This window comes from Paenibacillus paeoniae (genome assembly GCF_003388735.1).
Lineage (GTDB): Bacteria > Bacillota > Bacilli > Paenibacillales > Paenibacillaceae > Pristimantibacillus > Pristimantibacillus paeoniae.
Genome location: NZ_QUBQ01000007.1, coordinates 159212 through 172204 on the forward strand (window position 1 = coordinate 159212; position 12993 = coordinate 172204).

Consider the following 12993-nt stretch of genomic DNA (forward strand, 5'->3'; position numbering starts at 1 on the left):
TTATCGTCATATTGGGGGAATACGTTAGCCATTAAAGGATAAGAGGGGGTGAGAATACCACCTCTAAAAAAGACAGCCAAACTGACTTAAAATATAAAGTCAATTTCGCTGTGCTGTTATTTATTCTAGACCACGGGACTTCATAACCAGTGTATAGCCCTCTCGCATTGTAATTCCCCCGAAATAACGCATATGGAATTCATAAAGAGGAAAGGTTTGAATAATATCCGAAATCTCGCTCGCATGACGGAATCCAGAGAGGAGGATAGTGGGATTGTTGTTAGCGATCATCTTAGATGCGCCACGCAGAGCCTCAATATGCCCACTGGTCATATCCAGATGGATGATGGTAGGGAGCAGCTCATCGACCAGCATATCTAATGGGATTGTATTTGCGTGTGCTGGCTTATATTCCTCTTGATCCATAAATCTTGTAAAGAAAATCTTTTCGTCAAAATCAGTTTCTGTCATGTCGTTTGAAAGAAGATTTGGAAAAATCAAAATTTTATAAGATTGCGTACTATGGAAATACTCTTTCGTTTTGATTCGACCTACCCAGGTTGGCTCAAACAGATAGGCTTCTTTTAATTGTGAAATCTTGTTTAAGTAGGTATCCTTATCATCTTGAAATCCGGACCGGCAATGAATCAGAGAATCTTCGTTTCCAGCCTGAACAAGGTCATTGTTGAGGATTTCCCCGTCTAACGATTTATAACTACCAAGAATATTACAATGGTCTAGCTTGCTTGAGAGGAAGGAATAAATAAAATCCTCGAATCGTGCTTTTGATTTGTCATCGGAGAATTTGTCCAGCGTCATTAGCAAACGCGCTTCATTCTGCTGTACATCCTCAACCCATCTTTTTGGAAGTGAGCGAGGACGAAAATCGATATTCAAGAAAAATATTTGCCGATATCCAATTGTGGACAAACGCGTTACAAAATCTTTGTAAAAGGTAGCTATTGACCAAATCGCTACCACACAAATAGCATGAGGTCCAGCCTTTTGGATTGCCTCTTCAGGCGTCAGCACGGGGATATCCATAATTGATGTACCAGCCTTGGTCGGGTCGCTATCTGTAATACAAAGGGGGAGAATTTTTTCAGCAAATAAGGACTTCAATGTATCGCTGCAAGTTGCCCCGGCCCCGTAAATAATCAAGGGAGCATCAGAAGGTATAAGCCGCTTTGCCAGCTCCTCAATTGTAATAAATCGTTTCTCAAACGGACTCTTTCCACTTTTTATATTCGTATGTAATGCACTAGTCATAGCATTGGCTCCTTATCTATTGTTCCATTAACAAGTAAAGGACAATACTGATGAATGAATGGAGCTTCTTCCTCAATAAATTTATTGATCATCGCGGACGAGATTCGCTCGCTGCTTTTGCCGTCCATCGGGCCCAGATAATATTTATCAGTTTCGGTGACGGGGCGCATCATTGCTGAGTAGTTGCAAATTAAAGCCTCAACAAATGGGTAAGCTTCTTCCAGTCCTGAGGCTAGATTTGTCTGGGACCAGAATGCAATATTGAGTTCGTCTTCCTGCGCGTCGAAAATTAATGCAGGACGTTGGGATGGGAGGTATTGACGATAAAGCGAGCTGTAATCGCCAATATACGCATCAGCAAATGATAATGCAGGATAGCTGTCCGGATTCTGATCCAAGAAAACCCTCGCATTTAATTCCGCAAAGAAAGGCTGAAACTCAGGCAAATAACATAATGGATGTGGTCTTAATATTATGATAATGGAACAGTATCGGTCACAGAGGTCGGAAATAACCTGTAAAACCTTTGATATTTTTTTTCTAGTTTCTGCTCTATTTATTGATGTATCGTCATTAGTCTTTGGGTTGATATTCCACAAAATAACTGTCCTACTCTCATCCGGTTTTGCCCATTCCTCGGGAATCGCAACTGTGCTATCACCCGAGTAGATTCCATAAGATAGATCTATAAGTGGGTGACCAGTAACGATATCTTGTTGACCCCAAGAAATGCTATTACGAGAGAATTCAGAAGTCCTGAATTGAAGCCAAGTATATGGGGTTATCGTATATTGGCTGTTGTATCGTATTAGATCGTCCGGATTAAATGTATATTCTAAAAACATAGTCCGATTAATAATTGATGTTAGAGTTGACTGTTGTAAATGTAAAGGCTTTGTGAATACATGATTATGGTACGAAAAAAACAGCATATCAGGCAATATATGAAAAACTTCGTATTCATAGTACGGGATATAATCTATGCAGGAGGACTTTAAATATTCGACTAATTGCGCATGCTGTCCGCTAGAGTGATAAATATCCATGGGATAGTAATCTGTAGCTACGATACGCAATTCAACAAAGTCATATTTTTTTAATTGTTCATAGACAAGTAAACAGTAAACTGCAGACACAGGTCTGGCAAAAAGCAAATCAATTCTTATCTTTACAGGTATGTCACGTTTTATAGTAATTAATAGCTGCTCGACATAGCCAATCAAATATGATGATGATACTGTGTCGAGAAAGCCCAGGATTTTGTTCAAGCACTTCAGAAGTTGTGCTTTCGCAATAGAATCCTGCATCTCGTCTTCAGAAATTTTATGGTGTAGGTCTGCCAGTATTCCTTTGATCCAAAGTCTCGTAACGCTGTTTAATTGCTCATTTTCAAGCATTGCTATGATCGACTGACATTCCTGAATTGCTACCTTATACCAACGATAGTGCATGCTCGTTCCCTCATTTTAAATTATTTAAGCCATATCATATCCGCCATCGATCGGAATTACTGCCCCATTAATATAGCCATTGTTTAAAACGCTGAAACAGAAATCCGCTATTTCTTTGGGCTGGGCAAATCGATGAAGTGCGATTTTATTTTCAATTCGCTGTCTATGATCCGGGGCTTTACCTGCTTGTGCGGGAGTTTCTACAAACCCTGGGCAAACAGCATTGATCCTTACCTTCTTTGACTCATAAATTTTAACCATGCTGCGACAGAGCATATGAAGGGCCGCCTTTGAAACGCCATAGCTTACTGAGATGGCATGTGGGTAAATGCCCATCACCGCACCAATACAGACAACAGAACCGCTCTCCGCCATGTGATCATATAAGCGCTGCATTAAGAAGAAGGGCATATTTACATTCATGTCCATCACATGCTGCCATTGCTCGGGTGTGACTTGGAGAAAATCGGTTTTATCTGTCACATAGCTGTTAAGAATGAGATAGTCCAATTGCGGGCATAGCTTTGAAACAGCTTCACCTACAATATTTACTCCCTCTAATTTGGACATATCTGCCTTGATCATGGCATAATTGCTGCTGACGGTGGAAAGTATCTTTTTTGCCGCTTGAGCGTTTTCCTCACTATGAGCGAAGTTTACAAACACAAAGCAGCCTTCCTCTAATAGCCTCTTGGCAATAGCAAGTCCAATTCCGGCGGTTGATCCTGTAACTAGTGCATACTTCACAAGTCAGCCCTTCTTTTCAATAACATTTTTATAGTATAGCTGCCATTCAAGCAGCTTGTCTTTTCCCATGGAGACGGATTCAGCAAATCTTTTGAAATTATTTAAAGCAGACGCATCCATATGTGACTGTATAGCAAATTCACTTAGTATATTTGGCTGCAAGGCAATTTCAATGTAAGGCTGCATTTCAAGATTTGATATTAATTGAGCAACGAAATCACAGGCCTCTTCCAAAGTGCGGTTTTTAATTTTATACATGAATAATGCATTGGTAACCATTCTTAGTGAAGCGATGGCAATAAGGTTATCGCCTTCAGAAATACGACCCGCACATTTGTTGAAAGCATCCCAACGCAACTGAAAATCTTGCTGAAGTTGTTTTGTGTCTATCGAATACATTTGAGAGCTTTGGCGATTATAGTAGATATAATAGGCCTTCTCTGTAGAACCAGCGGACACGGCTAGCGAAAAACAATTCGCATTAAAAACGGAGTCTTCGCCAATTATTATTTTTTCATTAAAAAACAATTCATGCTGATCCAGAAACGACTTGCGATATAATTTATTCCAAACAAAGTAGGCCTGATTCGACAATACCCACTTATACATAAAATCCTGTCGCGAGGTTTGCGGAATACGTGTAATCTCATTAGGATACAGCATGTGGACTTGCAATGCCTTTGCATCAGCATTGTCTCTCCATATACCGCTTACTGCGATATCGAGTGAATGAGTAGAAGCAAAGGAATATAGGTCAGCAAACATCTCTGGCATTACATAGTCATCGGAATCGACGAATCCGATATATTCACCCGTCGCATGACGTAGACCAATATTACGAACCGCACTAGCCCCTTGAACGTTGGAATGCAGCAATTTCATTCGACTATCTTTTTCACAATAGGCTTCTGCAATTTTACAGCTTTCTTGACTAGATTTTCTGTCTATTACAAGAAGAATTTCCGCATGAACAAGTGTTTGTCTAGACAGAGAATCAAGACAGCGGGGTAGGTAGCGTTCTGTATTATATATAGGCACAATAATGCTTACGTAAGGTGTCATGAAAACCATCCTCTGTCAAGCGCAATCTTCTCTTTGTTCAAGCATAAATCAATGAGTTCATGAAATAGCTGCTCCTGTGCTGCATCAATGTTATGAATCCGACAATAGCTGTTTAAATACCCTTCCTTCAAGCAAAGAGATAAGTAATGCTCAACTTTATCTCCAGATAGGAAGCTCGTTATAGATTCCTGCAGCTTATCAGCCGAAACCTCGGCCAATTGTCCGTAAAAAACAATGCTCCTGATTCTGGTAAAGGCATAAATTCCAAGTATAGGTTTTTCATAGCCCTTCCCGACAGACTGCAGATATTTTCTGGCAGAGTCGAAGACGGTATAAAAAATCTCCCCATGATTGGCAAGTCGCGCACCTTGGCGTACAGCAGAGTCGTCTCTTTGAATATAGTTGTATAAAGACTTTCCAATATGTGATATTCTCGGCATATAACAATTCAGCATAAGATTAAACAAGTGATCTTCACTGTATCTCGTATCTGCGAAGCGTATGCCAGTATCGCGGATAAATTGTCTTCGATATAAGCGAGACCATAAATAGTTGTTTGGTTTGGGAGCGGCACTATACTGGAAATAATAATTTGCAAAGTTGTCGTCTGTAAGTATAAACGTATCATTCTCCAGACATGAGAATGACGGTATATCATGATCAGGATAAATCATATTAAAATCACAAACCACAATATCAGCATTCTCAGTTATTGCTACGGAATACATAGTTTCCAGCATATCCGGCTCTAAAGTATCGTCTGTGTCAGCAAAAGCAATATACGGTGACCTGGCCATGTCCAGGCCATAGTTCCTGCCTATGCCAGGCGGGGCAAAGGCATGCTTTACATAACGAAATCTATCGTCACTTCTTGCATACGATTGAGCAATTTCGGCGGTGTTGTCTGTTGATTCAGAATCTGCAATAATGACCTCGAACTCAGTAAATGTTTGTTTCTTAATGGAGTCCAGGCAACGTTCCAAATATTGCTCTGCATTCCATGCCGGGATCACAATGCTGATTTTTGGCGTTATCATTTCACTAGTTTCCTTTCCCTGTATTCTAAAATACGTTGATAGTCCTCAATGTAATCAATTTCTGCCCAGAAGTGACCCGAAATATCACTTGTCCAAATGTTGCGAGCCGGTATCATATTATAAAGGATTTGTTCCCACCAGGCGTTATGGCGCTGAGCTTCTATCATATATTCTAATTCTGACTTAAATTCACGTATAAATGGGCCTTGAATTTTTGCAAGTCCAACATATTCGCAATTAGCTATATTTTTATCTAAGCCTTTGCCAAATTCACGTACCGCACCATTCTCAACACGAAAGAGATAGTCACCTTGTTCAACTCTGCTAGAGTCACAAAGCATAACACAGTCACGCGGGTCTTCTAATAAAAGAGGGAGGAGGTTTTTCTCCCAAAAAACGTCTGCATTGCCCAGAATAATGGAGTCTCCATGTAACTGCTCCTTAGCAAACCATAGAGAGGACAGGCTGTTGGTTACCAAATAGAAATAATTTACATGATAATTTACAGGCAGTCCTTTAAGAGCATTAATTATTAGTTCTTTATTGTATCCGACAACAATATGCACTTCGATTCCATGATCCAGCAGCATCTGAACCGTATGACGAATTAATGTTGTACCGCCAATATCTAAAGTGCATTTGCAGTTTCCATCAATTTCTCTGCTGATTCTTGTACCGCGGCCTGCAGCCATCAGGATTGCTTTTGTCATAAGAGTCGCTCCCTAAAGAAAATATTCGACAAAATCTTTTTGCAATGTATATCCATACCGCTGCAACCTACTGGTAACCTCCGGAAAGTGCCTGTCCATTGAAACAAGAATATAATATAAATCGGATTGTCCATCTAATTCGTCAATACTCATTGCTTGAGGAGCATCAAGTCTTATACCAAGCTCCTGCATGCGCTGGTCAACAATGCGATATGTATCAAACTCTTGATTTTGTAAAGTATGCTCCAATAATTGTCCATTCCAGCCGTATCCCCAAATGACAGGAGTTCGGCCCTTTACATTTACCTGAAATACGACTGCAGCTTCGTTTGTATCAGGCGGCAGTAAGGACGATAAATCATCGCGCCCCAACCGACGTCTAAATATTTTAAGCGCATCTCCATAAGTGAAGGAATCCTTTTCTTTCCCCTGCAGCAGATGCAATTCCTCTTCATCAAGCGTTTGATAGAGCGCAGCCAGATTTTTTTGCTCAAGCTGAATACTTTGTACAACCGCAAGGCTTTGATTGTTTTGATTTTTTTCTTTAAGATTCGTAATGGAAAGATTAGTTCCTTCTCTACGATACAACAGAAGAGCTTCCGCCAAATTCGCAGTTTTTAATGAGAAAGCGACGCGAGCAAATAATTCGGTATCTTCAGCAAGAACGTCTTCATTATACCAGAGACTATTCTTCATAAATTTCGCTTTACGCCACATCACTGTAGGATGAAGAAAATTGCAATATTTTAACGACCGGCATTGGAGCTCTTTATGCTCTAGTGGAAAAGGACTGTAGTTCCAATTGTTCGTCGTTCCAAAAGCACGGTATTGAGTTCCGCAAAAATCGATATCCGGGTTCATCAGGAAAAACTCTATTTGTTTCATAAATCGTTCTGGATGGGCAATGTCATCTGAATCCATCCGGGCAATAAACTCGCCTCTAGCTTGCTTGATTCCGATATTTAGAGAGGCCCCCAGGCGAATTTTCGCAGTTTCTTGAACAACTATCGTGCGTTTGTCGTTAAAAATAGATAGTATACAATCCAGGGGATCATCATTCTGATATCCATTCACAATAATCAGCTCAAAGTCCTGGTATGTCTGCTCGTAAAGGGATCGCAAAGCTTCCCATAGGTACTGCTGCGCCCGATGGACGGGAAGTATGACACTAACGACAGGAGTAATGGATACTGGTTCTGTTCCTTTAACAAGCAACTCCTTTGCCTGAAAAAAGCTTAGCTCAATTAAATCTTTCAACCTTACCGAATCATTGGCTCCCGGGAACAGATGATGCTCATCAAAAAAATGATGAATGTCTTTTGTAACACTTACCCATATCTCATGGAGCATAGAATACGCTTGCGCCGATGGCATTTTATTCACTAATGTCAGGAAGCTTCGTTTGAGTAAATAATCAAATTCCTGATATGCTTGAAGAATATCAGCGAATGCGTATCTATCCCAGTGTCCGGTCATATTTTGAATAAGCACAAGTAGCTGCTCGTCGTTCTCAGAAGATGCGCATTCATTTTGACTAAGCCGTTTCAAACAAAGACCTCCTCGATTAAGGTATACCTGGTAGTTTAATTATTCTTTAATATGATCGATCCCACAAAGTGTTTTATAAAAGATAGCCATAATCAGATGGTCGAGAATCATATGAACATCCTCAGTAATCTGCATACTATTAATTGGTGCGTGCAGGGACAAGTCGGATAGAAGTTTTAGTTTTCCGCCATTGTATCCTGTCAGACCAATGATTTTATTCCCCTGCTCTTTCGCATACTCTACTGCGTTTATCACGTTTTTGGAATTACCGCTCCCAGAAATCGCAATAACAAGGTCACCTGGTTTAATTCGTCCGCGAAGTTGGAATCGGAACACTTCCTCATATCCAATATCATTGGCAATCGCCATGAGGGTTGCCATATTATCGTTAAGACATAAGAAGTTGAATTTCTTCTCTACATACTCAGAGATTCCTTTGTTGAAATCGTTCTGATAGTGTGAAGCTGTTGCAGCACTCCCGCCGTTCCCGAAAATATATATCGTTTTCTCAGCCTCATACGTCTCAAAAATCAGGTTCATCGCATCATTAATAGCATCAATATCTAATTTCCTCAATGTATTAATCTCGTGATCAATATAAGTTTTAATGTCTGCCCGATAATCCATTTAATAATTCATCCTCTCTAGTAAGTATAATCTCTACCGCTTCAAGCAAATTGCTGCCCGTTAGATCAGACTGCACATCATACTTCATGTCCTTGCCGGCTTCCCCGGTTAATACCAATGCAGTATGCATTCCTGCGTTTGTTCCAGTTTGTATATCAATCGTTGTATCGCCAATAATCCAAGAGGCGGCAAGGTCGATATTATATTTATTCACACAAGATTCGATCATCCCCAAGCCAGGCTTTCTACAATTGCACGGAATTTTATAGAGGATGTTTTCCTCCGGAAAGCCTTTATCCGGATGATGGGGACAGAATAGAATATCATCCAGAATTGCACCATGTTCACCCAATAAAGTTTGCATCTTGTTATGAATAGTAATAACTTCAGAAATATCACAAAGTCCACGCGCGACTACAGGCTGGTTAGTAATTACGATGGCTAGGTAACCTGAACGATTAATTTTCTTAATCGCTTCGATTGCACAATCCTCGAGTTCGAAATCATCCACTGTACTGATAAGTCCTTTATGGCGGTTAATTGTCCCATCGCGATCAAGAAATATGCATTTTTGTTTCTTTTTTAAATTTCTTGCAGCTACGAAGCCGTTAGATAGTTCGGCAGATGCAACTGAAAAACGATCAGCGGTTCCGACATCCTTAATATATTCAGGAGATGAATAGGCATAGATGGGACTGTGTTTAGAAACAAGTGGAAATAGAAGCTCCTTTTCTAAATCTACAGTTTCTTCTTTGTTTACTAAATCACAAATTTTACTATCTAATATGTATAGACCGGCATTAACGCAGTTGTTATACCAGTAATCTCGCTTGTTATGCTTAGAGTCGAAGCCGATTACCCGCTGACTTTCATCCGCCATCACTAAATCAGAATCATAGGGATGTGAATTCGGATGAACAAACAATGTCGCCATCGATTGCTTCTCTATGTGAAACTGCTCCATTCGGATTAGGTCGATATCGATAAGAACATCCCCATATACAAGCAAAAAATAATCTTCAGTCAGCCATTCCTTTACATAGTGCAAAGCACCTGCGCTGCCTAGCGGTTGAACTTCGCGATAATAATCGATATCTACGCCAAATCCAGCTCCATTGCCGAAATGAGCTTCGATTTTTTCTCCCAGATGACCAGTCACAATTATAATTTTTGAAATTTGATTGGCTTTTAGACACTCAATCTGCCATTCCAAAATCGCTCTATCATTTATAAGAGCCAACGGTTTTGGAATCTCGTTTTTCGTAATGGAGTGTAGACGTGTTCCCTTGCCGCCAGCCATAATGACAGCCTGCATCAGAGGACCTCCTCAACCGTTTTAGCAACTGCTTCATCAGAAGTCCATCGCGCATGCCAACCCGTAGCAAGAATTTTATCAAGGTTGTATGCAAATATCGGGACATCGCCTCTCCAGCCTCCGCGCCCGCCGGAGTAGGTATATTTTACCTCATTAAGCTTCATTGTTTCGCATATAATATCGGCAATTCTGGTAACAGAGGTTTGCGTATCTACTCCAATGTTATAGATAGACATTCCTTCAGGAAGGTTGTCCTTTAGTGACATGATGCCAAGTATCAAGTCGTACACATGCATGTAAGGCTTTGTTTGTAAGCCATCTCCAAGAATCAAGAGTTCGCTTGAATTATGCTTTAATTTTTTGATGAAATCATAAATGACGCCATGAGTCAGTCTAGGGCCAATGACGTTTGGAAACCGGAAAATTAAAGCAGATATTTGATTCATATAACTGTAGGCGGATATCATTGCCTCGGATCCGAGTTTTGCAGCGCCATAATACGAGATCGGTTCGAGGGGGGTGGAATTCTCGTCTACATGCGCGCCTTCTTTTTCGCCATAAACAGCAGATGTCGATGCGAAAAACAGCTTATTAACATGATAAATCCTCATAGATTCCAGTATATTAAAGGTCGTTGTGTAGGTGTTAGCATACTCAATTTGCGGATTTTTTGCACTGGCTTGGATGTCCGAGTTAGCGGCAAGGTGAAAAACAAAATCAAATTTCTCCTCTTGGAATATACTCGACAGCGCTTCAAAATTGCAAAGATCCATCTCATAGAGCCGAAAGTGAGGATGAGTCTGAAGATGCTCAATATTTCTCTTTGTGCCGATGAAAAAATTGTCAATACACACAACCTTATGTCCTTCCTCAAGCAGCGCATCGGCTAGATGGCTCCCGATGAATCCGGCGCCTCCTGCTATTAGTACCTTCATTGCATAAAGTCCCTCCCCATTAATTTAACCCCAGTACTCATCGCCAATATGAACAACAGAAGATCCATTATATTCGAATTTCATGTTCATCTTTTTTAGGCCAATAGCTGTTCTAAGTTTTTCTTGATTATGCTGCTCGCAGTAGAACAACAGGAAGCCTCCGCCTCCAGCACCTAAAAGCTTGCCGCCCAGAGCACCGTTTTCCATTGCAATATCGTATGCTCTGTCGATATCAGGATTGGATATTCCTGATGCCAGTGTTTTTTTTAAAGTCCAGCCCCGATTCATAATCTGACCAAATGAGGATAAGTCATTATCTTCAAGCGCTGTCTTCATCTCCTCGGCCAGCCCGCACATTTGAATGAGGTTGTTTGTTTTGTCTTCTTGACTCATATTTTTCTTTTGCTCAGTGAGGATCGTGTTGGCGGAGCGGGACGTTCCCGTGTAGAACATCATCAAATTGCTTTGCAATTTCATATAGGTTTCCGGCTTCATTACAATAGGTTCTACTGATACACTGCCGGTTCTACTAAATCGAATAAAATTAAGTCCTCCATAAGCAGCAGCATATTGATCTTGTTTGCCAATCGGAGCTCCTAGCTTGTTTATCTCTATGTCACAAGCTTCTTCTGCCAGTTGCGCTTTTGATATATATTTACCTTCATAGCATGATAAGGCGTGAAGCAGTCCTACAGTAAAGCTGCTGGACGATCCTAAGCCCGTTCCAGCGGGAACATCGGCTGTGCTGCTAATTTCTACACCAGATATATTTTTTTGATTTAATACGCTATTAAGAATTTTATGTTTTATTTTCGATATATCATCTACAATTTCATTTTCCGAGTATTTAAGGGAGGTATATTTTGCATCAAAATACGGATGTATGGATATGTACATATATTTATTAATCGAAGCACTTAATACACAGCCTCCATATTTTTCATAAAAAGAAGGCAGGTCGCTTCCGCCTCCGCTGAAGCTTATACGGAATGGAGTCTTGGTTATAATCACAATAAACTCACCCTTTGATTTTTTTTGCGGAAAACCTAAGTTCCACTTCTATATATATCGATATTATATAGTGAAAGTATTAGCTAAAACATGCATTTGGATATTATTAACATGAGGTAGATGCTGCATGATGGATAAGTCTTGAGGCTGCGCGTTCTATGGTATAATGCGTCTAACCGAATAAAAAAATGTCGAAACAGGGTGATGAAAGAATGAGTTATTATATTAAATTGCAAAAGCTGTTTTCAAGTGTTTCATTGCTAACAGAAAACAAATTCCCCTCTCATTAAAGGATTCTCAGATTAGTGATGATAAAGAATTTGTAGCAATATATGGAAGCGTTCATTTTGGGGGGCTGTGGTTAAAATACATTATAGAAGACATGAAGATCACACCTAAATATTTTGTTGATCAAAGTATCGAAAAGCAGGGGAGAAGCATAAGGGGAATACCTGTTGTTTCACTGGAGGAATTGGCATTAAAAACGACTGGTCGAGTAGATCTTGTTGTAACCCCGCAATCCCTAAACACTGTTTCTAACTTTCAGACTGAATTTATAAAGTTATGTGAATCATGGGAATTCAATCTCCATTTTGCACCTGTACCTCATTCGATAGCATTGGAAATGAGGTATGCTATTCATCAAGAAAATTATCTTAATGTGATTGATATGCTATATGACGATTTCTCCAAAGCATCGTACTATGAATATATTCGCAGTAAATTGACGGGAGAGACTTATCATTCCCATTATTTTAGTTTCAAGCAACAATATCTGGCCAATGATTTGTTTACGATTACAGAGTCTGATTATATTGTAGACTGTGGGGCGTACGATGGGATACTCTGGAGAACTTTTGTAGAGCTTATCCCAATATACGAGGAATAGCTTCATTTGAACCGACCCCTGAGAAGCTAAAGGCAACAACCGACCGACTTCAGAGTGAGAATATTCGTATTTTAGACGAAGTCATTATTAGTGAGAGACCTACGTTTATCAAAATGGACGTGGAAGGTAGTGAACTGGCTTCTCTTTACGGGGCAAAGCAGATCATATCAGAGAATACTCCGATATTAGCAATATGTATTTATCATAAACCAGAAGATTTATTTGAAATTCCATTTTACATACTAAAAGAGTTCCCTGCTGATCGGCTATAGGTTTGAAAGTACTCGAATGATCCGTACGAGCTTGTGCTTTATGCCGTTCCTCCTTGTCGCTGTGCGGACAACTTGGAGGTCTGAATTAAGTATTGAACCGTATAAGTACAAAAAGAAAGG

At 40.1% G+C, this 12993-nt stretch carries 13 protein-coding genes; 2 read left to right on the forward strand and 11 right to left on the reverse strand.

All coding sequences use genetic code 11. The features are described from left to right. Nucleotides 1-120: 120 nt before the first annotated feature. The 11 genes from DX130_RS24020 to DX130_RS24070 are packed head-to-tail and all read right to left on the reverse strand — an operon-like array spanning nucleotide 121 to nucleotide 11712. Entirely contained in the window at nucleotides 121-1269 is a 1149-nt protein-coding gene (locus tag DX130_RS24020) for a nucleoside-diphosphate sugar epimerase/dehydratase (protein ID WP_116049703.1), read from the reverse strand. Further along, nucleotides 1266-2720, reverse strand: coding sequence for a CDP-glycerol glycerophosphotransferase family protein (locus DX130_RS24025; protein WP_116049705.1), 1455 nt, complete (start codon nucleotides 2718-2720; stop codon nucleotides 1266-1268). The genes DX130_RS24020 and DX130_RS24025 overlap by 4 nt, the downstream gene beginning before the upstream one ends. A 24-nt stretch (nucleotides 2721-2744) precedes the next feature. After that, nucleotides 2745-3467, reverse strand: coding sequence for an SDR family NAD(P)-dependent oxidoreductase (locus tag DX130_RS24030; protein ID WP_116049707.1), 723 nt, complete (start codon nucleotides 3465-3467; stop codon nucleotides 2745-2747). Nucleotides 3468-3470: 3 nt separating this feature from the next. Beyond that, nucleotides 3471-4529 (reverse strand): glycosyltransferase family 2 protein, encoded by a 1059-nt coding sequence (locus DX130_RS24035; protein ID WP_165861439.1) that lies wholly within the window; start codon nucleotides 4527-4529, stop codon nucleotides 3471-3473. Next, a complete protein-coding gene (locus tag DX130_RS24040) occupies nucleotides 4526-5566 on the reverse strand; it encodes a glycosyltransferase family 2 protein (RefSeq protein ID WP_116049711.1) in 1041 nt (346 codons plus the stop codon). Before DX130_RS24040 ends, DX130_RS24035 begins: the two co-directional genes overlap by 4 nt. Further along, nucleotides 5563-6276 carry a phosphocholine cytidylyltransferase family protein gene (locus tag DX130_RS24045; protein WP_116049712.1) on the reverse strand — a complete coding sequence of 238 codons (714 nt, stop codon included), beginning with the start codon at nucleotides 6274-6276 and terminating at the stop codon, nucleotides 5563-5565. The genes DX130_RS24040 and DX130_RS24045 overlap by 4 nt, the downstream gene beginning before the upstream one ends. Before the next feature lie 12 nt (nucleotides 6277-6288). After that, a complete protein-coding gene (locus DX130_RS24050; protein ID WP_116049714.1) occupies nucleotides 6289-7824 on the reverse strand; it encodes a glycosyltransferase in 1536 nt (511 codons plus the stop codon). A gap of 39 nt (nucleotides 7825-7863) precedes the next feature. Further along, nucleotides 7864-8451, reverse strand: a complete 588-nt coding sequence (locus DX130_RS24055) for an SIS domain-containing protein (protein ID WP_116049715.1) — start codon at nucleotides 8449-8451, stop codon at nucleotides 7864-7866. Then, on the reverse strand, nucleotides 8429-9766 hold the full coding sequence (locus DX130_RS24060; RefSeq protein WP_116049717.1) for an HAD-IIIA family hydrolase: 1338 nt from the start codon (nucleotides 9764-9766) through the stop codon (nucleotides 8429-8431). The genes DX130_RS24055 and DX130_RS24060 overlap by 23 nt, the downstream gene beginning before the upstream one ends. Further along, nucleotides 9766-10701, reverse strand: coding sequence for an NAD-dependent epimerase/dehydratase family protein (locus tag DX130_RS24065; RefSeq protein ID WP_116049719.1), 936 nt, complete (start codon nucleotides 10699-10701; stop codon nucleotides 9766-9768). The genes DX130_RS24060 and DX130_RS24065 overlap by 1 nt, the downstream gene beginning before the upstream one ends. A 24-nt stretch (nucleotides 10702-10725) precedes the next feature. Further along, on the reverse strand, nucleotides 10726-11712 hold the full coding sequence (locus tag DX130_RS24070) for a GHMP family kinase ATP-binding protein (protein WP_116049720.1): 987 nt from the start codon (nucleotides 11710-11712) through the stop codon (nucleotides 10726-10728). Nucleotides 11713-12094: 382 nt separating this feature from the next. On the opposite strand from DX130_RS24070, the gene DX130_RS24075 reads away from it, so the two are divergent. After that, nucleotides 12095-12601, forward strand: a complete 507-nt coding sequence (locus DX130_RS24075; RefSeq protein WP_116049722.1) for a hypothetical protein — start codon at nucleotides 12095-12097, stop codon at nucleotides 12599-12601. A 68-nt stretch (nucleotides 12602-12669) separates the two neighbouring features. After that, nucleotides 12670-12873 carry an FkbM family methyltransferase gene (locus DX130_RS27495; RefSeq protein WP_476703830.1) on the forward strand — a complete coding sequence of 68 codons (204 nt, stop codon included), beginning with the start codon at nucleotides 12670-12672 and terminating at the stop codon, nucleotides 12871-12873. Nucleotides 12874-12993: the final 120 nt, after the last annotated feature.

What these genes read in the sequence shown, in the direction of transcription:
- DX130_RS24055 (WP_116049715.1), bottom strand. Translation starts at nt 8,451, where the DNA reads ATGGATTATCGGGCAGACATTAAAACTTATATTGATCACGAGATTAAT.
- DX130_RS24045 (WP_116049712.1), bottom strand. Translation starts at nt 6,276, where the DNA reads ATGACAAAAGCAATCCTGATGGCTGCAGGCCGCGGTACAAGAATCAGC.
- DX130_RS24060 (WP_116049717.1), bottom strand. Translation starts at nt 9,766, where the DNA reads ATGCAGGCTGTCATTATGGCTGGCGGCAAGGGAACACGTCTACACTCC.
- DX130_RS24020 (WP_116049703.1), bottom strand. Translation starts at nt 1,269, where the DNA reads ATGACTAGTGCATTACATACGAATATAAAAAGTGGAAAGAGTCCGTTT.
- DX130_RS24065 (WP_116049719.1), bottom strand. Translation starts at nt 10,701, where the DNA reads ATGAAGGTACTAATAGCAGGAGGCGCCGGATTCATCGGGAGCCATCTA.
- DX130_RS24075 (WP_116049722.1), top strand. Translation starts at nt 12,095, where the DNA reads ATGAAGATCACACCTAAATATTTTGTTGATCAAAGTATCGAAAAGCAG.
- DX130_RS24025 (WP_116049705.1), bottom strand. Translation starts at nt 2,720, where the DNA reads ATGCACTATCGTTGGTATAAGGTAGCAATTCAGGAATGTCAGTCGATC.
- DX130_RS24035 (WP_165861439.1), bottom strand. Translation starts at nt 4,529, where the DNA reads ATGACACCTTACGTAAGCATTATTGTGCCTATATATAATACAGAACGC.
- DX130_RS24040 (WP_116049711.1), bottom strand. Translation starts at nt 5,566, where the DNA reads ATGATAACGCCAAAAATCAGCATTGTGATCCCGGCATGGAATGCAGAG.